A 22942-nucleotide genomic window follows, 5' to 3' on the forward strand; every position below is an offset into this window, starting at 1 on the left:
TCAGTCGTCTGCTGCGGCCTCCGGCTCGGAGCGCTGTCGCGCTCGAAGGCCGCGCAGGCGCGTCACCAGAGCGTAGGCCCGCGGGTTCGACTTCACCCAGGTCGTGGCCGCTGTCCGGGCTGAAAGCACGCCAGCGACGGCGCGGCCGATCGGCGTGACGCCAAGCAGGGTGTCGCGAAGGATCTCGACGTTCGGGCAGTACATCGTCTTGTAGCCGGCGGCCCCGACGCCGAGGTCGAAGGTGCGCGCGCCCCGGCGGATCTGTTCGGCGACGACGAAGTTCAGCAGCATCTCGCCGGGGCTGTATTTGGCGTGCTCGCCGCTGGTGATCGACAGCAGCATGCCTGAATAGCGGCCGTCATGGATGAGGCCTCCAGCGACAGCGATCGCCTCGCCCTCGACGTCGAAGCCATAGAGGTCCAGCGCCGGCGGGCGGCCACCGATTCCGGCCGCGCTCGCGAGAAAATCGCGCACGCCGGGTTTGTCGAAGACGTCGCCGACGCCTCGGCCCGCGAACTGGCGCGCCTTCTGGTCGAGGAAGGCGTCGATCAGCCGGCGCCGGTCCGCGTCGTTGTCCGCGTGATAGAGGCGCGTCGAGCCGCGCTCCTCGAAGCGGCGCATCTTGCGGCGCTGCTTCGAGCGGGCCTTGGCGGAGAAATTGAGCCGCTCAAAGTCCTCGAAGCTTGGCGCGAGCGGTCCGCTATAGGCGGGATCCGTCGAAGGGAGGCTCGGCAGGGCGGCGAAGGGATTGGCTTCGCCCTCCCACTCGGCGGGCTGGCGGCGGAGAACATAGAGATCGACGCCGGTCTGGCGGGCGGCCTCGGCGAGGAGCCTCAACGACTCGTCTCGGGTGAATCGGGCGAGGGCGTCGCGACGGATGACCGGCGCGTTGTAGTTCACGTGGCTGCCGCCAAGGAATTCGGCGATGCGCGCTCCAAGCTGACGGCGGCGGCCGAGAGGCAGCAGCGCGACTGCACGACCCTCCTCGTCGCGCGCGACGACGATCATCGGCCGCACGCCCTCGTGCGCCGCGACATTGTCGACCCACGCCTTGAGGAAGGACGGGTTCTGATAGGTGCTCACGAACGCCGTCTGGATCAGCGCGGTCCAGATGGGTTGCGCCTTGTCGATGTCGTCATAGACCTCGATGGAGGCGAACGCGCCGCCGGGAACGGGCGTCATGGCGCTGCAAGCCTCCGCGGCGCGCGGTCGGACGGACGGGATTTTCCCCTGTCCAGCGTCCGTTCGCCCGGACATCTTTGGCGCCCTGAGGGCTGAAGAAAGCACGTCCATCGTCTCCCGCCGCGCGCCACGCCTACTTGCTGACGCGCAGGTTCGACAACGATCCGGCGATCGTCTGGAAGGCTGCGGTCAGCGATGTCGAATCGCCAGCGTCGAAATAATAGGCGGTCGTGGTCGCGCAGCTCTGCAGCAAGGACTTCGTGGCCTTTGCCGGGTTGTTGAAGGCGATGGTGTACAGCACGATCCCCTTGGCTTTGATCTTGCCGCAGACGGTCGTCAGGCGGGTGTCGAGTTCGGTCTCAGCGGAGCCCGCATTCCGGGTGCCGAGATTGCCTTCCGAGAGGTAGCCATAGGCGGTGTAGATGCTGGAGCTCATCGTATTGTCGCCATCGGTCATCAGCACCATGGCCTTGTTCATATTCTTCGTTTCATAGTTCAACGGCAGGATTGTCCCGTTCCACGCCAGAGTTCCCCAATAATTGCGCCATGATGGCGAGATCATGCGCCATCCCCACACTGCGCCAAGGTTGATGTGCGTGTTGCCGTCGGCGGTCATCTTTCCAACGGCGGTCTTGATGGTCGCCTTGACGTTCGTCATGGGCGTTATTTCCTTGGGGCAGTAAAGGCTGCCGCCATTGTTCGGATAATAATAGTCAGTGAATTTATATGTGTTGCTTGATGGCGGGTCGTCCGTCTGGTCGAGGCCGCCGCTCCGCGCCATGACGCAACCCTTCCAGTTCGACTTGGACGAATTTACGAAATTCACCCAGCTCGAACGCGACGTGCCGATGTTGACCGTGTGCGAGAACGGCACGAGGCCGATGAAGAGGTTCGTCGCCGTGGTGTCCGAGCCGAACAGGATGTCGATGAGGCTGTTGGCCGCGTTCTTGAGCGACGTCATCGACCCGGACATCGATCCCGTATTGTCGAGCGCCAGCACGAGCTCGAGACCCGTCGTCTTGCGCGTGATCTCCGAAGACGCCTTCACGGTGACGGACTTCGTCCCGAAGAGCTTTATGAAAGCCGTCGGCATCGTTGCGGTCGCCGTCAGCGTGATCACGCTCTTCGAGGCGTTCGGAGTGGCGGTGACGTTCGTGACGGTCGCGCCGCTGTAGTTCGCCTTAAAGTTGGCGCTGACGAATTTGAGGGCGTCCGCGTTGAAGTCGGTCGTCGCCAGTCTTGCGCCGACGGCGAGGCCGGCCGCGTCCAGCGCGTCGGCGAGCCGCGCCTTCACCAGCACCGAACGGCCGACGTCGATCCCAAGGCCCACGCAGCCGATGAGCGCCAGCATCATGAAGCCGAGCAGCGGGGCGACGGCGCCGCGATCCGACCGTCGGAAGCGGCTCAGAAGGCTGTCATGCGGACGGCGCGGACGGGTGGTCATGGGAACTCAGCAGGGTTTGGTGGTGAGGGCGCCGAGACGGGGGCGATACATCGACGACGTGTAGATCATGAAACCGTTCTTGAAGAACTGCGAGAATAGTGGCGTGAATTTATAGTATACTTCAGCGACCATCAGATTGTCGTTGACGTCGGCGAGCAAGGCGGAGTTGACGGCGGCGGTTCCAGCCTCGACGCCGATCTTGCTCTTCCAGGCGGCGCCGGCGCTACTGTAGCACTGCCATTTTACCTTGGCCTTGCTGCTGGAATCCAAGTAGACGGACGTCAGGATCGTCACCCCGTTGGTTCCGGAGACATAGGACGGCATGCTCGACCCGGTGATCTTGAAGATCTGGGTCATCGAGGCGGCCGACAGCTCCTTGTACTGCGACGTCACGTCCGCGACGGAGAAGCCGACCTTGTCGACATTGGAGCGGATGCCGACGAAGCGCGCGACGTCGTAGCCGCCAAGCAGCAGCAGCGCGAGGAACGGCGCGCACAGCGCGAGCTCCAGGGCGGCGACGCCTTTTTCCGAGCGGCGAAATCGGCCGAACACGGCTTTCAGCGCGCGCGATCTCATGAATAGGGCTCGTTCTTGACGACGATGCGCGACTTCAGGGGAACGACGCCCTTCACGCCGATAACTTTTCCCAACAGCGGGGTGAACAGCTTCCAGCTGTAGGTCGCAGTGTAGACGACGATCTGCGCCGACGCGCCATAGCCGCTCGCGCCCTGGTCGGCGTCCCATTTTCCGTTGCCGTTGACGTCGGTGAAGGATTCCCCGGCGTCCCATTTGCCGTTGCTGTTCTTGTCGGTGAACGGCTCTGGTTGGCCGATGTTGCCGTAGTCGGCGTAGGCGAGGCTCGTCACCGTGATCTTGGCGGGATCGAGAAGCGTTGACGCGGCCTTCTTCACCGCGGCCGTAATCGTCTGAGCCTGCGTTGAACCGCTCGCGGAATAGCCGGTCTTGCCGACGCGCGAGGCGGAGAACGAGGCGTTGTCGAGGATGTTCTGCGCCGTGACCATCAGTCCGAGCTCGACGATCCCCATGATGAACGTGATCAGCACCGGGGCGATCAGTGCGAATTCGACGACGGTCACGCCATCGGCGTCGCGTCGAAACCGTCCCAATACGCGTGCCGTCGCGGAAAACGTCATGTCGTGGCGCTGTTATCCCGGGCCCCGAGCCCGTCAGGCGGCGACGCTAGGAAGAAAAAAATCTACATTCAGTGAAAGTAGCTGGATAAAACTTGATGTAATTGCTCGCGACTTAGGTCCGATCGGTCGTGCGCCGCGGCCGGGAAGCAAGCGATGACGCCGAAAAGTCGGCGCTGCATCGTCGGTTGCGTCTCGATCGCCCCAGTCGTCATTCGGCGATACATTTCGTTCACTCTCCTCTCCGAAAGTGACGGGCTGAGACCGACGCGGGGACTGAGATCATGAGCGGAGCGCGGACGCGCCTTTTCAGCGCGGCGTTCCAGGCGCTTCACGCGACCGGCGCGAACCGGGTTCTCACGAGACACGCGCAAGGCCTCGGCGTCATCCTCACCTTGCACCACGTGCGGAAATGGTCGGGCAAGGCGTTCGCCCCGAACAGGCTGCTCGAGGTCGAGCCGGACTTCCTCGACGCGACCCTGACGCGGGCGCGGGAGCTCGGCTTCGATTTCGTTTCGCTCGACGAGGCCTGGCGGCGCGTCACGACGGGCGTCTCGGTCCGGCCCTTCCTGCACCTCACCTTCGACGACGGCTACCGCGACGTCCGCGACAACGCGCTGCCGATCATGGAGCGGCACGGCGCGCCGGCGACGCTCTATGTGACGTCGGGATTCGCGGATGGCGACGCTGGCGTCTGGTGGCTCGCGCTCGAGGAGGCGATCGCGCGCGCGAAACGCCTCTACGTCGATCTCGGCGCCGGCGAGTCAGTGCTGGCGACCGGCACGCCCGCCGAGAAGAGCGCGGCATGGTCGGCGATCTACTGGCGGCTGAGGGCAGGGCCCGAGGAGGCGCTCCGCGCCGAGGTGGACCGGCTGGCGTTGGAGCAGGGCGTCGATCTCGGGTCGTTCGCGCGCGAGCTCTGCATGCGCTGGGAGGAACTCGCCGAGATCGCGAAGAACCCGCTGGTCACGATCGGAGCGCACACCATGACGCATCCGATGCTGGCGAAGCATCCGGTCGAGACCGCCCGTGCGGAGATCGCGGGAAGCCGGGACGCGATCCGCGACAGGCTCGGCGCGGCTCCCGCCCATTTCGCCTATCCCGTCGGCGACCTTTCCGCCGCCGGTCCGCGCGACTATGCGCTTACGGCCGAACTCGGCTTCACCACCGCGGTGACCACCAGGCCGGGGCACGTGGCCGCGGCGCACAGGAGCCAGCCGACCGCGCTGCCGCGCGTCTCGCTCAACGGGCTGTTCCAGACACGGGCGGCGATCGACGCGCTGCTGTCGGGGGCGCCGTTCCTGGCGATGGAAGGGCTGCGGCGCCTGCGCCGCCGCGGCTGAAGTCAGCGAGGGCGGTCGACCCGCTCCATCCAGCGGATCAGCAGAGCCGCGGGCACGATCCAGATCAGCCCGAAGAACGCAAAGAAGGCGAGCTGCGCGACCGGTCCGGACTGCGCCAGCTTCAGCTGGCCGACCATCATCACGACCAGCGCGTAGACTATGACGCCGACGATGAGCGCCGGCATGCCGATGAGCTTCTTCACGCGCGGCCGCATGGGTCGCTCCTGCGGGAGGGGAGACGTCGCGTCGCCTTGCCCGCGCCGCGGAGCGGACTTAAAGCCGGGCGCCCAGAACGATCAACCCGCTTCTCCGTGAGCCGTCCGTCTCGTGACCCAGACCGCAGCATTTCGACCCCGCCGCCGCTTCGTCTGCGCGTGGCTCGCGCTCACCGTCGCGCTGGTCGCGCTGATGGTCGTGGTGGGCGGCGCCACCCGGCTCACCGGGTCGGGGCTCTCTATCACCGAGTGGCGCCCCGTCACCGGCGCGCTCCCGCCGATCGGGGAGGCGGCGTGGCGCGACGAGTTCTCCAAGTATCAGGCCAGTCCTCAGTACAAGCTGCTCAACGAGGGCATGTCGCTCGGCGACTTCCAGTTCATCTATTGGTGGGAATGGAGCCACCGGCAGCTCGGCCGGCTGATCGGCTTCGTGTTCGCGGGCGGGCTGCTGATCGCCGCCCTAACGCGGCGCGTCAGTCTCCGCGAGGGGCTGACGCTGTTCGCGATGGGACTGCTGCTCGGAACGCAGGGAGCGATCGGCTGGATCATGGTGGCGTCCGGCCTCCAGCCCGGCATGACGGCGGTGGCGCCGGTTAAGCTGACCCTTCATCTCGGCTTCGCCTTGCTGTTCTTCGCAACGCTCGTCGCCTTCCTGGCCTATCTCGGCCGCTTCGGCCGCGACCGCGCGTCGCTGACGCCGGGTCTTCGGGCGGGGGCTTATGCGGTTCTCGGACTGTCCTTCGTGCAGATCCTGCTCGGCGGACTGGTGGCGGGCTCGCGCGCCGGCTTCGCGTACAACACCTGGCCCTCCATGGGAGACGGCTTCGCCCCGCCTGCGAGGGTGCTGTTCACCGTCACGCCATGGTGGGAGAACTTCGTCGACAACATCGCGCTGGTGCAGTTGAACCACCGGCTTGGCGCTTACGCGCTGCTGATCGTGACCGCCGCCTACGCCTTCGCGGTCGCGCGGTCGCGGCTGTCATCCGGCGCGACCGGCCGGGCGCTGGCGCTCGCCGCCGTCATGATCCTGCAGGCGTGCCTCGGGATCGTGACCCTCGTCGCGGAAGTGCCTCTCGCGCTCGGTCTCGCCCATCAGTTCGGCGCCGTGGTGGTGTTCGGCCTCGCCGTTGCGAACGCCGCGCTGGTCTATCGGCTTGGCGCGGCCCCTGAGGCGAGAGGCGCCGTCGAGGGGCGGGGATCGGCGCGCCCCGCCGAGTAGGCTTTCCTCAGAGGCCCAGCCGCGGGATCTCTATCTTGGGGCAGCGGTTCATGATCACGGTCAGGCCCGCGGCCTCGGCACGCTCGGCCGCGGCGTCGTCGCGGACGTCGAGCTGGGTCCAGATGACCTTCGGAAGCGGCGAGAGCGCAAGCGCCTCCTCGACCACGCCCGCGACATGCTCGGATGCGCGGAACACGTCCACCATGTCGATCGGCTCAGGAATGTCGGCGAGCGTGGCGAAGGCCGGCAGGCCTGCGATCTCGCCACCGCCATGACCGGGATTGACCGGAAACACGCGGTAACCGCGGTCGGCCAGGAACCGCGCCACATAGAAGCTCGCCCGCTCCGGGTTCGGGCTCGCCCCGACCACGGCGATCGTCCGCGCGGACGTCAGCACCGCGCGGAGCAGATCGTCGGAATACGCGTCGTGACTCACGCTCAGTCAGCCCCGTTGTCGTCGCCGAACAGCGTCTTGATCTTGGGCAGATAGGGCTTCACGGCCTCGACGTTGCCCGGGATCGGCTGGAAGCTCTCGAGCGCGGCGAACTGTTCGTCGAGGTCCTTCAGCGCGGACTTCTTCTCGTCCTCGGACAGCGCGGCGTCGCTCTCGATCTCGGACTGCACCTTCTTCTTCTCGGCGCCGAGATCGGTCTCGCCGCCGTCCGGGTCGCTCGCTCCGAAGGCGAGCAGCACGGACTGGGCGACATCAGCCCAGTCCGAATAGGTGGCGAATTCGTGCTTCGCGAGAATCGCCTCGATCTGCGACTTGGCCTCGGGCTTGTCGAGATAGGCGGCGAGCGCGCCGACCGGATCCTCGGCCTCGCCGACCTCGGCCTCGTCGCTTTCCGGCTGGTTGTTGGGGTTCTTGTCCTGCTCTTTGGACTGCGGGTTCTCCGCCGTCAGCTTCTCGCGCAGCGCCTCGAATTCGGGCCAGGCCGCGATGAAGTTCTCGATCAGCTTCGGATTGAGCGGGATCTGCTTGGGCTCGAGGTCGCCCGAGCCGGGATCGGCCTGTTGCGTGTCCTGCGGACTAGGCTTCGCGTCCTGCGCCATGGCGGGAGCCGCCGTCATCCAGGCCGCGGCGGCGCCCGCAAGCAGGATCAGGCGCAGGGAACGGGAAGCGGCGACGATGGGCATTGACGTCCTCCAGGAGACGCGTGACGCCGCGCGGGTCTTGCGGTGAGGCCGAAGCGGCTTCATCACGGGCGCGCCGAGCCCCGCGCCCAAGGGTTTGGGGCGGTCTTTTTCGAGTCGGGACTATGGCCCTGTAAAATGGACGCGACCATGACGGAAATGCCACGCCCACCCGCAGATCGCACCGCACGCATGACGCTGGCCGACGTCGAATCTTTTCTCGACGCGGAATTCCCGCAGATCGCGCACGGCGGCGTGACTTACGTGCTCGAGGATGTCGGCTACGGGTCGGCCCGGATGCGGCTGCTCTTCCACGAGCGGCATCTGAGGCCCGGCGGCACGTTGTCCGGCCCATCCATGATGGCGCTGGCCGACGTCGCGCTCTATGTCGCGCTGCTCGCCGCGATCGGGCCCGTGAAACTCGCGGTCACGACGAATCTCACCATCAATTTCCTTCGGAAGCCCGAGCCGCGCGACCTCGTCGCGAACTGCCGCTATCTCAAGGTCGGACGCAGTCTCGCAGTGGGAGAGGCCGATCTCGTGCAGGACGGTTCGGACGAGAGGGTCGCGCATGTCGTCGCGACCTATTCGATTCCGCCACGGACCTGAGGCGCATTACAGCGGCGCAACAGCCGGGTTTGAGAGAGGTTATATAATACCCTTTTTATAAGTCATTGTTTTTAAAAGGTTTTGGCTGCAGACGCCCCGTTGATTTCCGTTCGGTCTTCGGCTATTACCCCTCTCGTCGCGCAGGGCTTTCCCTGCGCGTTCTCGTTTTCCAAGTCGAGGCTTCTCCCATGCGACCCCAGCCGGCCCGATCCTTCGTGGCCAAACCGGCCGACGTCGAGAAGAAGTGGATCGTCATCGACGCGGACGGCCTTGTCGTAGGTCGTCTTGCGTCGCTGATCGCTCTTCGTCTCCGCGGCAAGCACCTGCCGTCCTTTACGCCCCATGTCGACGACGGCGACCACATCATCGTCATCAACGCGGCGAAGGTTCAGTTCACCGGCAAGAAGCGGGACGACAAGTCCTACTTCTGGCACACCGGCTATCCGGGCGGCATCAAGGAGCGCAAGGCGCACCAGATCCTCGACGGCCGGTTCCCGGAGCGCGTGATCGAGAAGGCCGTGGAGCGCATGCTTCCGCGCGGTCCGCTCGGCCGCAAGCAGCTCGGCAACCTGCGCGTCTACGCCGGCGACAGCCACCCGCATGAGGCCCAGCAGCCGACCGCCTTCGACGTCGGCGTCCTCAACCGCAAGAACGTCCGGAGCGCCTGATCATGGCCGACAACATCCAGTCGCTCGGAGAGCTTGGCGGCGCCCTCGGCGGCGCGCAGGCGGAAGCCCCGAAGCACGTCAAGAAGGTCGATCAGTTCGGCCGCGCCTACGCCACCGGCAAGCGCAAGAATGCGGTCGCCCGCGTTTGGATCCGCCCGGGCTCCGGCAAGGTGCTGATCAACAAGCGGTCGCTTGAGGTCTATTTCGCGCGGCCCGTGCTGCGCATGATCCTCGAGCAGCCGCTCAACGTCGCGAACCGCAAGGGTCAGTACGACATCACCGTCACGGTCGCCGGCGGCGGCCTTTCGGGCCAGGCGGGCGCCGTCCGTCACGGCGTGTCGAAGGCGCTGACCTATTTCGAGCCGGAGCTGCGAGGCGTCCTCAAGAAGGGCGGCTTCCTCACCCGCGACAGCCGCGTCGTCGAGCGCAAGAAGTACGGCCGCGCCAAGGCCCGCCGCAGCTTCCAGTTCTCGAAGCGCTGAACTCGACAAGAAGTCAGGTACTGCGTACCGGAACAGGCGGGCCCATCGTGGCCCGCCTTTTTCGTTAGCGGTCGCGGCGCCCCGGATGCCGGCAGGCCGATCCGGGATCGTCATCCGGGTGGGGCGCTGCTATTGAGCGTGCTCCCATTGACGATCCCGGCTCTGCGCATCGCGTCGGGCGGGATGACGCCTTGCTCCGCGAGTTCATGGCCAAAGACCCTCTCCATCCCCGCCCCGTCGACGACGCGCTCGATCCCTCCCGCCGCTATGGCGAGTCGATCGAGTCGAACTACGCCGGGGCCGTATCCTTCCTTCGACGTCCATACGCGCGCTCGGCGGACGGCGCCGACGTCGCGGTCTGGGGCGTCCCGCTCGACACCTCGGTCTCGAACCGGCCGGGGACGCGTTTCGGACCCCGCGCCATTCGCGAAGCCTCGACCGTCAACGTCGGCGATCCGGCCTATCCCTTCGGCTTCGACATCTTCGCGGACATGGCGGTCGTCGACACCGGAGACTGCTCGCTCGATTATGGCCGCATCGACGAGGCGCCCGCCGCGATCGAGGCGCAGGCCGCGGCTCGGCTCGGTTCGGGCGCCCACCTCGTCACTCTGGGCGGCGACCACTTCCTCACCTATCCCGTGCTGAAGGCGCTGGTGGCGAAGCTCGGGCGGCCGGTCGCGATGGTCCAGTTCGACGCCCATCAGGACACCTGGGACGACGACGGCAGCCGCATCGACCACGGAACGATGATCACCCGCGCCGTGCGCGAGGGCCTGATCCTTCCGGAGCGCTCGATCCAGATCGGGATCCGCACCAACGCGCCGCAGGATTACGGGATCTCGATCGTCGACGGGCTGCTGGCGCAGGAGCTCGGGCCGCTCGCGACCGCCAGTCGCATCCTCGGCCATGTCGAGGATACGCCGGTTTACGTGACCTTCGACATCGACTGCCTCGACCCGGCCTTCGCTCCCGGCACGGGCACGCCGGTGCCGGGGGGCTTCTCCTCGGCCTTCGCGATCTCCTGTCTGCGCCGCCTCGGCGCGCTCGACCTCAAGGGCTTCGACATCGTCGAGGTCTCTCCGCCTTACGACCATGCCGGCGTCACGGCCCTCGCCGGCGTTTCGATGGCCCAGATCTATCTCGGGCTGCTCGCGGAGCGGAAACGGGCGGGAAAGGCGATCCGGCCATGAGCATGAGGTTTCCGCTGATCCCAGCTGTTCTCGCCGTGTCGCTGGCTGGCTGCGCCGGTGAGAAGCTCTGGATGAAGGCGGGCGCCGGGCCGGTCGAGGCCAATGACGACGAGATGTCGTGCGCCGCCTCGTCGGAGGGCGGCAGCGGCGTTTCGATCAACGCCACAGGCGCCGGCTTCGCGCCGGACCAGTTCAGCATGCGCTATTCCTGCCTGCGCAGCCGCGGCTACAAGCTCGTCGCCGTCACACCGGAGGAAAGCGCAAAGCTCCGCGCGCTGTCTGGCGAAGAGCACGAGGTCTATTGGCGCTCGCTTCAGGTGAAGTATGGAGTCGCGCCGGCGGCCGCGCCCGTGACTCCGCCCGTTCCCTGATCAGGCTTCACGCCGCCTCGGCGTCGTGCGCGACCACCGCGTCGCGCAGCGCCTGCACCTCATTGTTGAGCCGGCCGAGATCCTTCGGATCCATGCCGGATGCGCCCAATAACGTCATCGGCATGCAGGTCGCCCGCTCCTGCAGCGCGCGGCCCTTCGTCGTCAGCGCGACGATGACCTGCCGCTCGTCCTCCGCGCTCCGGCGACGAGAGACGAGCCCCTGGGCCTCGAGCCGCTTGAGCAGGGGAGTGAGCGTGCTCGATTCCAGCATCAGCCGGTCGGCGATCTCCTTCACGCCCAGCCCGTCGTGCTCCCACAGCACGAGCAGCGCCAGATATTGCGGATAGGTCAGGCCAAGCTCCTCCAGCGCCGGCTTGTAGGCGCGGTTGATTGCGAGCGCCGTGGAATAGACGGCGAAGCAGAGCTGGTCCTGCAGACGCAGGCTGGGCGGGGGCGCCATGTGGGACTCCTCGGCGGGCTTCCGATATATAATAGATATCGCGATAATGATTTGCATAGCCGCCATGCGCGATGGGCGGTTGAGTAATTTATCGCGATAATGAATATCGCAACAGCGAAACGCGGCGGCCGACGGCGCCGCCCTTCACGAGGAGGCAGACATGAAAGTGCTTTACCAGACCGAAGCCGTCGCAACCGGCGGCCGCACAGGCTCCGCCGCGACCACGGACGGCGCGCTGAAAGTCGATCTCGTCACGGCCAAGGAGCTCGGCGGTCCGGGCGGCGCGGGCACCAACCCGGAGCAGCTTTTCGCGGCGGGCTATTCCGCCTGCTTCCTCGGCGCGCTGAAGTTCGTCGCGTCGAAGGAGAAGGTGAAGATCCCCGACGACACGACGGTGGCGGCCAAGGTCGGCATCGGCCCGCGCGACGACGGTCAGGGCTTCGGTCTCGCGGTGTCTTTGACCGTCACGATTCCCGGCCTCGACCATGCCCAGGCCGAAGACCTCGCCGCCAAGGCGCACGTCGTGTGCCCTTATTCGCATCTCGCGAAGGCCGGCCTCGACGTCGGCGTCTCGGTGGCCTGAACCGCGTCGCGATGGTCGGGCAGGGCGGGTCGTCCGCCCGTCCCGGCCGTCTGCGGCTTAGCCGACCTGGATATCGAGGCCGAGATCGAGCGTCGGAGCCGAGTGGGTGATGCGGCCGACCGAGATCAGGTCGACGCCCGACTCGGCGATCGCGACGACGGTCTTGAGCGAGACGTTGCCCGAGGCCTCCGTCAGCATCCGGGTCCCGACGCGGCGCACCGCCTCGCGCAGCGTCTCGGGGGGCATGTTGTCGAGCAGCACGACGTCGGCGCCCTCGGCGATCGCTTCGTCGAGCTGATCGAGCGTGTCGACCTCGATCTCGATCTTCACGAGATGGCCGGCTGCGGCCTTCGCGGCCCTGAGCGCCGCCGCGATCCCGCCTGCGACGGCGACATGGTTGTCCTTGATCAGGATCGCGTCGTCCAAGCCGAAGCGGTGGTTCACGCCGCCGCCGCAGCGGACGGCGTATTTCTCGAAGGTCCTGAGGCCCGGCGTCGTCTTCCGCGTGCAGCAGATCCTCGCGCGCGTATGGGCGATGAGATCGGCGTAGACCGACGTCGCGGTCGCGACGCCCGAAAGATGGCCAAGGAAGTTCAGCGCGGTCCGCTCGGCCGAGAGCACGGCGCGGGCCGGCCCCTCGATCCGCGCGACGACGTCGCCGGGCGTCAGGCGCGCGCCGTCCGCCATCGCGGCCTCGAACGAGACGCCAGCATCGAGCGCGACGAAGGCGGCTTCCGCCAGTTGAAGGCCCGCGAGGCGGCCGCTCGCGCGCGCGACGATCGCGACGCGGGCCCGCGCGTCAGCCGGGATGGTGGCCGCGCTCGTGATGTCTCCGGCCCGGCCGAGGTCTTCGGCGAGCGTCGCCTCCACCGCCCGGCGGACGGAAATCGGGTCGAGAGGCGCGGGCGCGCTCACGAGGCGACGAGCCGCGTATCCGGCTCGGATAGCCCTGCGAGCGCGCCGTCGAGGGTGAGCGTCGAGCGATGCGCCAGCGCCTCGACTGGCTGGTCGAAATCGGACCGGAAGTGCGCGCCGCGGCTCTCCTCCCGACGCTCGGCCGCGACCGCGACGAGGAGCGCCGTGGTCGCCATGTTCCTGAGATCCGGCTGGCGCGCGTCCCTGCGGATACGATTGATCGTCTCGATCGCGCCGCGCAGCCGCGCGCCGTCGCGGACGACGCCGACCGAGTCGGTCATCGTCCGGCGGAGCTGGGCGACGGTCGCATCGTCCGGCTTGGTCGAGCCGGCGACGACCCGGAGCGCGCTCGCCTGCGCCGGGGCGGGCGCTGCGGGCATGAGGCCCAGAATGTCCTCGGCGATGCGCGCGCCGAACACCACCGCCTCGAGCAGCGAGTTCGAGGCGAGGCGGTTCGCGCCGTGCGCGCCGGTCGACGCGGTCTCGCCGCAGGCCCAGAGCCCATCAAGCGACGTGCGGCCGTTCGCGTCCGTCAGCACGCCGCCCATGTGGTAGTGCGCGGCCGGAGCCACCGGGATGACCTCATGTTCCGGGTCGATGCCGGCCGCCCGGCAGGCCGCGAACACCGTCGGGAAGCGCGCGGCGAAATGCGCGCCGACGCTGTCGCGCGCGTCGAGAAAGGCGCCGCCGGAGCGGGCGGCTTCGTAGACCGCCCGCGCCACGATGTCCCGCGGGGCGAGGTCGAGGTCGGGATGCACGCCCTCCATGATGCGCCGGCCGGCGCGGTCGACGAGGATCGCGCCTTCTCCGCGAAGCGCCTCGGTCGCGAGCGGCGCCGGGTCCTGGCCGATCGCGATCGCGGTCGGATGGAACTGCACAAATTCGAGGTCGGCGAGCACGGCGCCCGCGCGCGCCGCCATCGCCAGACCGCCGCCGCGCGCCTCGACCGGATTGGTCGTGACCGCATAGAGATGGCCGACGCCGCCGGACGCCAGCACGACGGCGCGGCTCGCGAGCCGGAGCGGGGTCGCCCTCAGGTCCCCGAGTTGGCGGGCGACCACGCCGGTGACGAACCGGCCTTCCGTGATCAGCTCGTCCGCCACGAAGCCTTCAAGCACGCGGATCGACGGGGTCCTGCGGACGGCGGCGACCAGCGCCGTCATGATCTCGCGGCCGGCGAGATCGCCGTTGACGCGCACGATGCGGCGCTCGCTGTGCGCCGCCTCGCGCGACAGCGACAGCCGGCCGTCCGCGTCGCGGTCGAACGGCACGCCGTAGGACAGCAGGTCGGCGATGCGGGCCGGCCCTTCGCGGGTCATCAGCCCGGCGATCTCCGGATCGACGATGCCGGCGCCCGCCGCGATCGTGTCCGCCGCATGGCTCTCGGCGCTGTCGCCGAGGCCGACCGCGGCCGCGACCCCGCCCTGCGCCCAAGCCGACGACGCGCCCGAGCCGAGCGGCGCCGCGGCGACGATCGTCACCGGCCGCGGAGCGAGTTTCAGCGCGCAGAACAGGCCGGCCAGTCCGCCGCCGACGATGATGACGTCGTCCGCGCCGGCCCAGGACATCGGCGCAAGATCGGAGAGTTCGGTGAGGTCGCGGGTGTCGTTCATGGCGAAGGCTTTCAACGCGTTGCGACGAAAGATCAGCGAAGATGCGCCGCGTTAGCGCCCCGGCGTCAGGCCGGGACCCAGATCCACGACGTTGCAGAAAGACGCGCGGCAGGCTCCGGGGACTTCCGTCAGCCGCCGCCGTCCGGGTCCGCCGTCAGATCTTCAGGTTGACCATCCGCTCGACGCTAAGGCGCGCGCGCGCGGCGATGACGGGATCGATCGTCACTTCGTCGCGCATGTGCACGAGCGACTCGAGGATCTTCGGCAGCGTGATCCGCTTCATGTGCGGGCAGAGGTTGCAGGGCTTCACGAACTCGGTGTCGGGAGCCTCCGCCATCACGTTGTCGGCCATCGAGCACTCGGTGATCATCACCACCTTCCTCGGCTTCCTCACCTTCACGTAGTCGGCGAGCTTCGCCGTCGAGCCCGTGAAGTCCGCCTCGGCCAGAACATCCGGCGGGCATTCGGGGTGGGCGAGAATCACGACGTCGGGATCGGCCTCGCGATAGGCGCGGAGCTCCGCGCCGGTGAAGCGCTCGTGGACCTCGCAGGCGCCGTGCCACGAGATGATCTTCACCGCCGTCTGCGAGGCGATCCACATCGCGAGATACTGGTCAGGCAGCACCATAACTTCCGGAACGCCGAGCGATTCGACGACCGCGACGGCGTTGCCGGAGGTGAGGCAGATGTCGGCCTCGGCCTTCACCTCGGCCGTGGTGTTCACATACACGGCGACCGGAACGCCGGGATGCTTCAGCCGCAGCGCGCGGATGTCGGCGGCGGTGATCGAGGTCGCGAGCGAGCAGCCGGCGCGGCTGTCGGGGATCAGCACCGTCTTCTCGGGATTCAAGATCTTCGAGGTCTCGGCCATGAAGTGCACGCCGCACTGGACGATGACGTCCGCGTCGGTCTTGCCGGCCTCGCGCGCCAGCTGGAAGCTGTCGCCGACCACGTCCGCCACGCAGTTGTAGATTTCCGGCGTCTGGTAGTTATGCGCCAGGATCACGGCGTTGCGGACGCGTTTGAGCTCGTTGATCGCCTTGACGTATGGCGCGAAGAACGGCCACTCGATCGCAGGGATCACCGTCTTGACGCGCTCGTAGAGATGCGCCGTCGCGGCCTCCACCTCCGGCGTCCATTCGAGCGAGGGCATCGCGACCGGAGCAAACCGGCGCGGCGCTTCCGCATAAAGCGGAAGAGGACGTGCGAGAGTGGCGGCGAGCGGGGACATGGCGTCCTCCAATGATCGAACCGACGTTATGCTCAGTTAGAGCATAACTATAATAGTGCTCCTCACAGGATTTTTGAAGAGGCTCGCTGCGAAAACGCCATGACGATGGCGTGGGGCGGATGGAAGGGCTCCAGAGATTTGAGGTCGGCTGTCCGGACCGGCTTCGCGTCGTGGTCGAGCCGGATCGCGATGAGCTCGATTCATGGAGCGCCGCCGCTGCGGGATGACGAAACCGTCTCCCGCCTCTATGTAGCCGTCTCCGAGCTCAGTCCGACGAGGTCCGCCTCATGTCCACCTTCCGCGCGTTGCGCATCGACAAGGGCGATGGAGGCCAGACGGTCTCGACCGTCGACTTCGACGAGGCCGACCTGATGGACGGCGACGTCGTCGTGCGCGTCTCGCATTCGACGGTGAACTACAAGGACGGCCTCGCGATCACCGGCAAGTCGCCCGTGGTGCGGCGCTTCCCGATGATCCCGGGCATCGATTTCGCCGGCACGGTGATCTCGTCGACAAGCAGCGAGTTCGCGGCGGGCGACGGCGTCATCCTCAACGGGTGGGGCGTCGGCGAGACCCATCTCGGCGGCTACGCCGAGATCGCGCGCGTGCCCGCCGGCTGGCTGGTGCCGCTGCCCGCCAACATGACGCCGGCCGAGGCGATGGCGATCGGCACCGCCGGCTACACTGCGATGCTCTGCGTCATGGCGCTGGAGCGCCACGGCGTCACGCCGGAGCGCGGCCCGGTTCTGGTGACCGGCGCATCGGGCGGCGTCGGCTCGGTCGCTGTCGCGCTGCTCGCCAAACTCGGCTTCGACGTCGTCGCTTCGACCGGGCGGCCGGAGGAGGCGGAGTATCTGAAGGGCCTCGGCGCCTCGTCGATCATCTCGCGCGATGAGTTGGCGACGCCTGGCAAGCCCTTGCAGAAGGAGCGTTTTGCGGGCGTGGTCGACAGCGTCGGCTCCGTGCCGCTCGCCAACGCGATCGCACAGACGATCTCCGGCGGCGCGGTCGCGGCCTGCGGGCTCGCGGCCGGCATGGACCTGCCGACGTCAGTCGCGCCCTTCATCCTGCGGGGCGTGTCGCTGCTCGGGATCAACAGCGTGACGGTGCCGAAGCCGATCCGCATCGAGGCCTGGAGCCGCCTGGCCCGCGATCTCGACCGCGACAAGCTGAAGGCTCTGACCGAGACGATCGGCTTCGACGACATCGTGCCGACGGCGAAGGCCATTCTCGAAGGCAAGGTCCGAGGACGCGTCGTCGTCGAGATCTGACCCGACGCATTGGCGTCCTCCCGGATACGCCATAGCCGCGATCCGGAACCGTCATCAGACTAGAACAGCTTTCGCCTTAGACCGCCGCATCCCGCTCACGATCCCGGCTTTCCGCTACGCTGCCGCCGGGACGCTTCCGCCGGACTGATACAATGACCGACCCCATCGACGTCGCGATCCTCGGCGCCTCCGGCTACACCGGCGCGGAGCTCGTGCGCCTGCTGCTGCGTCATCCCCACGTGCGCATCGCCGCGCTGACCGCAGACCGCAAGGCCGGTCAGGCGATGGCGGACGTGTTTCCGCAGTTCTCAGGAATCGAGCTGCCGCGGCTCACGACCATCGCGGAGGTCGATCTCGACGCGATCGACCTCGTGTTCTGCGCGTTGCCGCACGGCACGACGCAGGGCGTGATCGCGGACCTGTTCGCGCGGAAGCCGTCGCTGAAGGTCGTCGACCTCTCGGCCGACTTCCGGCTGGCGGACCCCGCGGCCTACGAGACCTGGTACGGCCATCCGCATCAGCAGCTCGCGCTGCAGGAGGAGGCCGCCTTCGGCGTGGTCGAGCTGAACCGCGAGGCGATCGCCAAGGCGCGGCTGGTCGCCAATCCCGGCTGCCATTCGACGACGTCGATCCTGCCGGTGGTTCCGCTTCTGAAGGACAAGCTGATCCACCCCGATCAGATCGTCATCACGTCGGCGACCGGCATGTCGGGCGCCGGACGCGCGGCCAAGGAGGAGATGCTGTTCTCGGAAGTCTCCGAGGGCGTCCACGCCTATGGCGTCGGAAAGCACCGGCACACCGCGGAGCTCGACCAGGAGTTCGACAAGGCGGCGGGCCGGCCCGCGCGCGCGACCTTCACCCCGCTGCTGATCCCGATGAACCGGGGCATCTACGCAACGATCACCGTGACGCTCGAAGGCGGCGCGACGGCAGAGCAGCTCCACGAGACGCTGGCGCGGACCTATGCGGGCGAGCCCTTCGTCACGGTGCTGCCGTTCGGGAAGGTTCCGCAGTCCAGACATGTGCGCGGTTCGAACGGGGTTCAGCTCGGCGTCGTAGCGGACCGCGGGCCGGACCGGGCGGTCCTGATCTCGACGCTCGACAACCTGACCAAGGGAGCCTCGGGGCAGGCCGTGCAGAACATGAATCTGATCTGTAGGTTTCCGGAGACTTCGGGGCTGGAGCAGCTGGCGATCTTCCCGTGATCGGCGGAAAGCGTCCGAATCGGATATCGGATCCGCTGATTTTAGTCGGTGGCGCTTAGGTCGAACGCAAGGAGACGCACGGTTTGTTGAAACGAGTTCTCGGGGCTTCGCTCATCGCCTTCGCCGCCGCATCGGCGGCCGAGGCGCAGACCTGCGAGTCGAATTTCCAGGTGAGCGGCGTGCCCATGCTGACGGCGCTGTCCTACAGGACGTCGCTCGACTTCCCCAAGATCAAGCCAGACCAGGCGCTCAGGCGGCTCGCGCAGGCCGTCGCCGCCGAAGGGTTTTCCGGCGTGCGGCTCAACAAGTCTCTCGGTTCGATCGACGCTTTCCAGGAGACGACGGGATCAGGACGGCCCCAGACTCTGCGGGTGGTCGCCCGGAAGACCGGCGCTGGAACACGCGTCGACGCTGTGTTCGACATTCAGCAGGGGCAGCTCACCTCTGAAAGCGTCGTCCGGAAAGGGCTTTGCACGATCGTGCGCTCGGCCGCGGAATGATCCCGGCGTAGCCGGCGCCGGTTACGCCGTCGGACGTCAGGGGCTTAGGCCTTCATCTTCACGTAGCTGCCCGGAGCGTCCTCGATCGCGGGATACGGACCCTCTCCGGGCACCCGGGCGGCCACCATCGTCCCGTCGGCGGCGGCGAGCCATGCGCGCCAGTCCGGCCACCACGAGCCGGGCTTTTCCTCGGCCGCTGCGATCCAGTCGTTCAGGTCGCCGGTCGGAGCCTCGCCCGTCCAGTGCTGGTACTTCATCCGCGCGGGCGGATTGACGACGCCGGCGATGTGGCCGGAGCCCGCGAGGACGAAGCGCACGGGCCCTCCGAACAGCTGCGAGCCGAGGAACACCGACTTCGCCGGCGCGATGTGATCCTCCCGCGTCGCGACGCTGTAGATCGGCGTCTTCACCTGCTTGAGGTTCAGCGTCACGCCGAGGATCTCCATCTTTCCGCGGGCGAGGTCGTTCTTGAGATAGCAGCGCCGCAGATAGAAGGAGTGGTTCGCCGCCGGCATCCGCGTCGCGTCCGAGTTCCAGTAGAGCAGGTCGAACGGGAAGGGGGCGCGGCCCTTCAGATACGAGTTGACGACATAGGGCCAGATCAGGTCGTTCGAGCGCAGCATGTTGAAGGCGTTCGCCATGCGCCCGCCCTCGAGATAGCCGGCCTCCGCCATCCGCGCCTCGACGGCCGCGATCTGGTCCTCGTCGACGAACACGCGCAGGTCGCCCGCGTGGGTGAAGTCGACCTGCGCCGTGAGCAGCGTCGCGCTCGCGATCCGGTCGTCGCCCGTTGCGGCCATGTAGGCCATCGTGATCGACAGCAGCGTGCCGCCGACGCAGTATCCGGCCATGTCGACCTGCTTCGTCCCGCAGATCTCGGACGCCACGTCGATCGCGCGCATGATGCCGTCGCGCATATAGTCGTCGAAGCTCTTCGTCGCGTGGCGCTCGTCGGGATTGACCCACGAGACGCAGAACACGGTCAGCCCCTGTTCGACGCACCACTTGATGAGGCTCTTCTCGGGGGTGAGGTCGAGGATGTAGAACTTGTTGATCCACGGCGGCACGATCACCACCGGACGGGTGCGCGCCATCTCGGTCGCCGGCGCATACTGGATCAGCTCGAACAGCTCGTTGCGGAACACCACCTTGCCCGGCGTCGTCGCGAGGTTCCGGCCGACCTCGAAGCCGGTGGGATCGGTCTGGCGGATGCGCAGGTCGCCTTTGCCGGCGTCGATGTCCTCGGCCAGCATCCGCATGCCGCGCACGAGGTTTTCGCCCTTGGTGGCCAGCGTCTCGCGGATCAGCTCCGGATTGGTCGGCACGAAGTTGGACGGCGAGACCGCGTTCGCGATCAGCTTCACGTAGAACGAGGCCTTGTGGCGGGTGTGCGGATCGAGCTCGTGGGCCTCGTCGACCATGCGCTCCGCCCAGCGCGAGGTGTGCAGATAGGCCTGTTTGAGGAAGTCGAAGACCGGGTGCTCGGTCCACTCCGGATCCTTGAACCGGGCGTCCTTGGGATCGGGCCGTACGATCGGTTCGGCGGGTTCGCCCGAAAAGCGCTTCAGCGAACCCGCCCATAGCTCGAGGAAGCCGCTGGCGAAGGCGCGCTGAGCTTCCGCGGCCCGGGCGGGCTCCGCCATCCAGCGCTCGGCGACCTGCCCAAGCGTCTTGACGACGTCGACAGCCTCGTCCGCGCCGTTCGGCGGCCGCGCGCCGCCTTCGCGCGGGCGCATATAGGCCGACATCGCCTTGCCGCTCTCTTCCCAGAACCGCGCCATATTGGCTGCGAACTGCTCGACCTCCGGGGTCAGGAACGGGTTCTCGGCGGCTTTCGACTCCGCGCCTCCCGCGTCTCCTTGAGGGCCGGAAGAGGGCGGCGGCTCGTGGGGAGGCGGCGCGGCGCTCTCGCGGGCGCGAGGCGACGCCTTCACCTTCGCCTTCTGCGGGGAGGATTTCGGAGCGGGCTTCGCCTTGCGGGCCGCCGCTGCGGGCGGGGGCTTCGGCGCGGCTGCAGGCTTCGCGGCGGTCTTCTGCACCGCCGCGCGTTTGGTCTTCGCGGCTTTTTCCGGCGCCGGCGGGCGTTTCGCCGTCTTGGCTTCCGCCGCAGGCGTCGCCGGTTCGGCTGGCGCAGGGCGGGCGCGGATCGGCTTCGCTCCCGTGGCCTCGGCGTCGCGGGTGGATTTCGTCTTCGGATCGGCCGGCGCGCGCGGGGCCGATCCGGCCGGCGCTGGCGTCGGCGATCGGCTCAAGGCCCTTCGGCCCATGCGCGTGTCCTCCTCGGTGGCGTCTCCGCAGTTACGATCGACCGAAGCCGGCCGTTCCGCGGGTTGCTTCCGTCCCTGTTCCCGTGAGAATAGGCGCAAGCCGTGCGGCGCGCCACGGGCGGCTTTCATTCTGGTATTGGAAAATGGCGCCGCATTCCCTCTCCATACCGAGAACAGTCCAGATGACAGCAGCCGGTTGGGTCGTACGCGCGGGCGTTGTCGCAGCGGCGGTGCTTGCGCTTGGCGGTTGTGGCGGCAAATACGGGCCGCATGGCGACAGGGGCCTGCCCCCGCCCCCGGCGAACCTCGCCTATCCCAATGTCTATCGCACCGAGCCTGACCGCCATCACGGTCTGAAGTCGGCGGAGGAGCAGAAGCGGCTGCAGGCCGACCTGCTAGCCCACAAGCCGCAGCCGAGAAAGAAGCGCTGAACCGTCAGGAACGCAGCGCGCCGCCCGCGATCGCCGACGCCATGCCGACCCTGGAGAGATCGGCGGCCGGTGGGGTGAGGGGCCATATGGCCCCGAATCCTCTGATCCACGTTGACGCCTCACGTTTGCCCGCGATCCCGGCGTAGGCTATTTCCTCGGGACTCGGGCCGCCGTCCTCGTGGCCTCAACCGCCGAAGCGTCGCCATGACCGAATTTCACTCCGTTCGCCGCCTGCCCCCCTACGTCTTCGAACAGGTGAACCGCGTGAAGGCCGCCGCCCGCAAGGCCGGCGCCGACATCATCGACCTCGGCATGGGCAACCCCGATCTTCCGACGCCCGACCACATCAACGCCAAGCTGATCGAGGCGATCGGCAAGCCGCGCACCAACCGGTATTCGACCTCGAAAGGCATTCCCGGCCTTCGCCGCGCGCAGGCCGCCTATTACGGCCGCCGCTTCGGCGTGAAGCTCGATCCCGACACGCAGGTGGTCGCGACGCTGGGCTCGAAGGAAGGCTTCGCCAACATGGCGCAGGCGATCACGGCGCCCGGCGACGTGGTGCTCGCGCCCAACCCGAGCTATCCGATCCACGCCTTCGGTTTCCTGATGGCGGGCGGCGTCATCCGCAACGTGCCGGCGACGCCGGGGCCGGAGTATTTCCGCGCGCTTGAGCGGGCCGTGATGCACTCGATCCCCAAGCCGATTGCGATCATCACCTGCTACCCCTCGAACCCGACGGCCGAGGTCGCCGACATCGAGTTCTACAAGGACGTCGTGCGCTTCGCGAAGCAGCACGACCTCTTCGTGCTGTCGGACCTCGCTTATTCCGAGATCTATTTCGACGGCAATCCGCCCCCTTCGATCCTGCAGGTGCCGGGCGCGATGGACGTCGCGGTCGAGTTCACTTCGCTGTCGAAGACCTATTCGATGCCGGGTTGGCGCGTCGGCTTCGCCGTCGGGAATGAGAGGCTGATAGCGGCGCTCGCCCGCGTGAAGTCCTATCTCGACTACGGGGCCTACACCCCGATCCAGGTGGCGGCGTCCGCCGCGCTCAACGGGCCGGACGACTGCATCGTCGAGGCGCGCGAGATCTACAAGAAGCGCCGCGACACGATGGTCGATTCATTTGGCCGGGCCGGCTTCCCGGTGCCGAGCCCGCGCGCCTCGATGTTCGCATGGGCGCCGATCCCCGAGAAGTTCCGTGCGCTCGGCAGCGTCGAGTTCTCCAAGCTGCTGGTCGAGAAGGCGTCGGTCGCCGTCGCGCCCGGCATCGGCTTCGGCGAGCATGGCGACGACTATGTCCGCATCGCGCTGGTCGAGAACGAGCACCGCATCCGGCAGGCCGCCCGCTCCATCCGCCGCTTCCTTGAAACTGCGGACGAGACGTTGCACAACGTCGTCCCGCTCGCCGCGGCCCGCTAGCCTCACGCCGGCCGGGTCGCCGGCGCATCATTCGAA

General features: G+C 67.6%; 25 protein-coding genes. 13 read left to right on the forward strand and 12 right to left on the reverse strand.

The annotated features are described in order from the left end of the window. The 4 genes from PKE75_RS09600 to PKE75_RS09615 form a co-directional block, all read right to left on the reverse strand. Window positions 1–1182 (reverse strand): GNAT family N-acetyltransferase, encoded by a 1182-nt coding sequence (locus PKE75_RS09600; RefSeq protein ID WP_271168485.1) that lies wholly within the window; start codon window positions 1180–1182, stop codon window positions 1–3. Between the two features lie 133 nt (window positions 1183–1315). Next, window positions 1316–2626 carry a vWA domain-containing protein gene (locus PKE75_RS09605; protein ID WP_271168486.1) on the reverse strand — a complete coding sequence of 437 codons (1311 nt, stop codon included), beginning with the start codon at window positions 2624–2626 and terminating at the stop codon, window positions 1316–1318. 6 nt (window positions 2627–2632) lie between these two features. Next, window positions 2633–3202 carry a TadE/TadG family type IV pilus assembly protein gene (locus PKE75_RS09610; protein ID WP_271168487.1) on the reverse strand — a complete coding sequence of 190 codons (570 nt, stop codon included), beginning with the start codon at window positions 3200–3202 and terminating at the stop codon, window positions 2633–2635. After that, window positions 3199–3723, reverse strand: a complete 525-nt coding sequence (locus PKE75_RS09615) for a TadE family protein (RefSeq protein ID WP_271168488.1) — start codon at window positions 3721–3723, stop codon at window positions 3199–3201. The genes PKE75_RS09610 and PKE75_RS09615 overlap by 4 nt, the downstream gene beginning before the upstream one ends. 338 nt (window positions 3724–4061) lie before the next feature. Between PKE75_RS09615 and PKE75_RS09620 the strand changes: the two genes are divergently transcribed. After that, window positions 4062–5120: a polysaccharide deacetylase family protein gene (locus PKE75_RS09620; RefSeq protein WP_271168489.1), complete on the forward strand. Its 1059-nt coding sequence runs from the start codon at window positions 4062–4064 to the stop codon at window positions 5118–5120. A gap of 2 nt (window positions 5121–5122) precedes the next feature. Here PKE75_RS09620 and PKE75_RS09625 read toward each other — a convergent pair whose 3' ends face one another. Beyond that, entirely contained in the window at window positions 5123–5335 is a 213-nt protein-coding gene (locus PKE75_RS09625; protein ID WP_271168490.1) for a DUF2842 domain-containing protein, read from the reverse strand. 112 nt (window positions 5336–5447) lie between these two features. On the opposite strand from PKE75_RS09625, the gene PKE75_RS09630 reads away from it, so the two are divergent. Then, a complete protein-coding gene (locus PKE75_RS09630) occupies window positions 5448–6554 on the forward strand; it encodes a COX15/CtaA family protein (RefSeq protein WP_271168491.1) in 1107 nt (368 codons plus the stop codon). A gap of 7 nt (window positions 6555–6561) precedes the next feature. On the opposite strand, the gene PKE75_RS09635 is transcribed toward PKE75_RS09630, so the two are convergent. Continuing rightward, window positions 6562–6990, reverse strand: coding sequence for a CoA-binding protein (locus PKE75_RS09635; protein ID WP_271168492.1), 429 nt, complete (start codon window positions 6988–6990; stop codon window positions 6562–6564). Window positions 6991–6992: 2 nt separating this feature from the next. Next, window positions 6993–7691: a hypothetical protein gene (locus PKE75_RS09640; protein ID WP_271168493.1), complete on the reverse strand. Its 699-nt coding sequence runs from the start codon at window positions 7689–7691 to the stop codon at window positions 6993–6995. Window positions 7692–7880: 189 nt separating this feature from the next. Between PKE75_RS09640 and PKE75_RS09645 the strand changes: the two genes are divergently transcribed. The 5 genes from PKE75_RS09645 (at window position 7881) to PKE75_RS09665 (ending at window position 11008) form a co-directional block, all read left to right on the forward strand. After that, the gene (locus tag PKE75_RS09645) at window positions 7881–8297 is read left to right on the forward strand and encodes a PaaI family thioesterase (RefSeq protein WP_271168494.1); all 417 of its coding nucleotides are present in this window, start codon (window positions 7881–7883) and stop codon (window positions 8295–8297) included. A gap of 188 nt (window positions 8298–8485) precedes the next feature. Continuing rightward, entirely contained in the window at window positions 8486–8965 is a 480-nt protein-coding gene (gene rplM, locus PKE75_RS09650) for a 50S ribosomal protein L13 (protein ID WP_271168495.1), read from the forward strand. A 2-nt stretch (window positions 8966–8967) separates the two neighbouring features. After that, window positions 8968–9447: a 30S ribosomal protein S9 gene (gene rpsI / locus PKE75_RS09655; RefSeq protein ID WP_271168496.1), complete on the forward strand. Its 480-nt coding sequence runs from the start codon at window positions 8968–8970 to the stop codon at window positions 9445–9447. A 206-nt stretch (window positions 9448–9653) separates the two neighbouring features. Further along, window positions 9654–10637, forward strand: coding sequence for an agmatinase (speB, locus tag PKE75_RS09660; RefSeq protein ID WP_271168497.1), 984 nt, complete (start codon window positions 9654–9656; stop codon window positions 10635–10637). Next, window positions 10634–11008 carry a hypothetical protein gene (locus tag PKE75_RS09665; protein ID WP_271168498.1) on the forward strand — a complete coding sequence of 125 codons (375 nt, stop codon included), beginning with the start codon at window positions 10634–10636 and terminating at the stop codon, window positions 11006–11008. Before speB ends, PKE75_RS09665 begins: the two co-directional genes overlap by 4 nt. A gap of 7 nt (window positions 11009–11015) precedes the next feature. Here the strand turns inward: PKE75_RS09665 and PKE75_RS09670 are convergent, their stop codons facing one another. Further along, window positions 11016–11468, reverse strand: a complete 453-nt coding sequence (locus tag PKE75_RS09670) for a MarR family winged helix-turn-helix transcriptional regulator (protein WP_271168499.1) — start codon at window positions 11466–11468, stop codon at window positions 11016–11018. Window positions 11469–11628: 160 nt separating this feature from the next. On the opposite strand from PKE75_RS09670, the gene PKE75_RS09675 reads away from it, so the two are divergent. Then, window positions 11629–12051 carry an organic hydroperoxide resistance protein gene (locus PKE75_RS09675; protein WP_271168500.1) on the forward strand — a complete coding sequence of 141 codons (423 nt, stop codon included), beginning with the start codon at window positions 11629–11631 and terminating at the stop codon, window positions 12049–12051. Window positions 12052–12108: 57 nt separating this feature from the next. On the opposite strand, the gene nadC is transcribed toward PKE75_RS09675, so the two are convergent. From nadC to nadA, 3 genes are all read right to left on the reverse strand, one after another. Further along, entirely contained in the window at window positions 12109–12966 is an 858-nt protein-coding gene (gene nadC / locus PKE75_RS09680) for a carboxylating nicotinate-nucleotide diphosphorylase (protein WP_271168501.1), read from the reverse strand. Beyond that, entirely contained in the window at window positions 12963–14579 is a 1617-nt protein-coding gene (locus PKE75_RS09685; protein ID WP_271168502.1) for an L-aspartate oxidase, read from the reverse strand. Before PKE75_RS09685 ends, nadC begins: the two co-directional genes overlap by 4 nt. Before the next feature lie 154 nt (window positions 14580–14733). Further along, on the reverse strand, window positions 14734–15810 hold the full coding sequence (nadA, locus tag PKE75_RS09690; protein ID WP_271168503.1) for a quinolinate synthase NadA: 1077 nt from the start codon (window positions 15808–15810) through the stop codon (window positions 14734–14736). A gap of 287 nt (window positions 15811–16097) precedes the next feature. On the opposite strand from nadA, the gene acuI reads away from it, so the two are divergent. The 3 genes from acuI to PKE75_RS09705 all read left to right on the forward strand — a co-directional run bounded on the left by acuI (window position 16098) and on the right by PKE75_RS09705 (window position 18786). Then, complete coding sequence (acuI, locus tag PKE75_RS09695) at window positions 16098–17081, forward strand: acrylyl-CoA reductase (NADPH) (protein WP_271168504.1); 984 nt, start codon at window positions 16098–16100, stop codon at window positions 17079–17081. Window positions 17082–17233: 152 nt separating this feature from the next. Next, window positions 17234–18286, forward strand: a complete 1053-nt coding sequence (argC, locus tag PKE75_RS09700; RefSeq protein WP_271168505.1) for an N-acetyl-gamma-glutamyl-phosphate reductase — start codon at window positions 17234–17236, stop codon at window positions 18284–18286. Between the two features lie 86 nt (window positions 18287–18372). Beyond that, window positions 18373–18786: a hypothetical protein gene (locus PKE75_RS09705; protein WP_271168506.1), complete on the forward strand. Its 414-nt coding sequence runs from the start codon at window positions 18373–18375 to the stop codon at window positions 18784–18786. 44 nt (window positions 18787–18830) lie between these two features. Here PKE75_RS09705 and PKE75_RS09710 read toward each other — a convergent pair whose 3' ends face one another. Then, window positions 18831–21053: a PHA/PHB synthase family protein gene (locus PKE75_RS09710; protein ID WP_428979125.1), complete on the reverse strand. Its 2223-nt coding sequence runs from the start codon at window positions 21051–21053 to the stop codon at window positions 18831–18833. A gap of 182 nt (window positions 21054–21235) precedes the next feature. On the opposite strand from PKE75_RS09710, the gene PKE75_RS09715 reads away from it, so the two are divergent. Both PKE75_RS09715 and PKE75_RS09720 read left to right on the forward strand, forming a co-directional pair. Then, window positions 21236–21484, forward strand: coding sequence for a hypothetical protein (locus tag PKE75_RS09715; RefSeq protein WP_271168507.1), 249 nt, complete (start codon window positions 21236–21238; stop codon window positions 21482–21484). Window positions 21485–21688: 204 nt separating this feature from the next. After that, on the forward strand, window positions 21689–22906 hold the full coding sequence (locus tag PKE75_RS09720) for an LL-diaminopimelate aminotransferase (RefSeq protein ID WP_271168508.1): 1218 nt from the start codon (window positions 21689–21691) through the stop codon (window positions 22904–22906). Window positions 22907–22942: the final 36 nt, after the last annotated feature.

Source organism: Hansschlegelia plantiphila, assembly GCF_027922265.1.
Lineage (GTDB): Bacteria > Pseudomonadota > Alphaproteobacteria > Rhizobiales > Methylopilaceae > Methylopila > Methylopila plantiphila.

What these genes read in the sequence shown, in the direction of transcription:
- PKE75_RS09600 (WP_271168485.1), bottom strand. Translation starts at nt 1,182, where the DNA reads ATGACGCCCGTTCCCGGCGGCGCGTTCGCCTCCATCGAGGTCTATGAC.
- PKE75_RS09605 (WP_271168486.1), bottom strand. Translation starts at nt 2,626, where the DNA reads ATGACCACCCGTCCGCGCCGTCCGCATGACAGCCTTCTGAGCCGCTTC.
- PKE75_RS09610 (WP_271168487.1), bottom strand. Translation starts at nt 3,202, where the DNA reads ATGAGATCGCGCGCGCTGAAAGCCGTGTTCGGCCGATTTCGCCGCTCG.
- PKE75_RS09620 (WP_271168489.1), top strand. Translation starts at nt 4,062, where the DNA reads ATGAGCGGAGCGCGGACGCGCCTTTTCAGCGCGGCGTTCCAGGCGCTT.
- PKE75_RS09625 (WP_271168490.1), bottom strand. Translation starts at nt 5,335, where the DNA reads ATGCGGCCGCGCGTGAAGAAGCTCATCGGCATGCCGGCGCTCATCGTC.
- PKE75_RS09640 (WP_271168493.1), bottom strand. Translation starts at nt 7,691, where the DNA reads ATGCCCATCGTCGCCGCTTCCCGTTCCCTGCGCCTGATCCTGCTTGCG.
- PKE75_RS09645 (WP_271168494.1), top strand. Translation starts at nt 7,881, where the DNA reads ATGACGCTGGCCGACGTCGAATCTTTTCTCGACGCGGAATTCCCGCAG.
- rplM (WP_271168495.1), top strand. Translation starts at nt 8,486, where the DNA reads ATGCGACCCCAGCCGGCCCGATCCTTCGTGGCCAAACCGGCCGACGTC.
- rpsI (WP_271168496.1), top strand. Translation starts at nt 8,968, where the DNA reads ATGGCCGACAACATCCAGTCGCTCGGAGAGCTTGGCGGCGCCCTCGGC.
- speB (WP_271168497.1), top strand. Translation starts at nt 9,654, where the DNA reads ATGGCCAAAGACCCTCTCCATCCCCGCCCCGTCGACGACGCGCTCGAT.
- PKE75_RS09665 (WP_271168498.1), top strand. Translation starts at nt 10,634, where the DNA reads ATGAGCATGAGGTTTCCGCTGATCCCAGCTGTTCTCGCCGTGTCGCTG.
- PKE75_RS09670 (WP_271168499.1), bottom strand. Translation starts at nt 11,468, where the DNA reads ATGGCGCCCCCGCCCAGCCTGCGTCTGCAGGACCAGCTCTGCTTCGCC.
- PKE75_RS09675 (WP_271168500.1), top strand. Translation starts at nt 11,629, where the DNA reads ATGAAAGTGCTTTACCAGACCGAAGCCGTCGCAACCGGCGGCCGCACA.
- PKE75_RS09685 (WP_271168502.1), bottom strand. Translation starts at nt 14,579, where the DNA reads ATGAACGACACCCGCGACCTCACCGAACTCTCCGATCTTGCGCCGATG.
- nadA (WP_271168503.1), bottom strand. Translation starts at nt 15,810, where the DNA reads ATGTCCCCGCTCGCCGCCACTCTCGCACGTCCTCTTCCGCTTTATGCG.
- acuI (WP_271168504.1), top strand. Translation starts at nt 16,098, where the DNA reads ATGTCCACCTTCCGCGCGTTGCGCATCGACAAGGGCGATGGAGGCCAG.
- argC (WP_271168505.1), top strand. Translation starts at nt 17,234, where the DNA reads ATGACCGACCCCATCGACGTCGCGATCCTCGGCGCCTCCGGCTACACC.
- PKE75_RS09710 (WP_428979125.1), bottom strand. Translation starts at nt 21,053, where the DNA reads ATGGGCCGAAGGGCCTTGAGCCGATCGCCGACGCCAGCGCCGGCCGGA.
- PKE75_RS09715 (WP_271168507.1), top strand. Translation starts at nt 21,236, where the DNA reads ATGACAGCAGCCGGTTGGGTCGTACGCGCGGGCGTTGTCGCAGCGGCG.
- PKE75_RS09720 (WP_271168508.1), top strand. Translation starts at nt 21,689, where the DNA reads ATGACCGAATTTCACTCCGTTCGCCGCCTGCCCCCCTACGTCTTCGAA.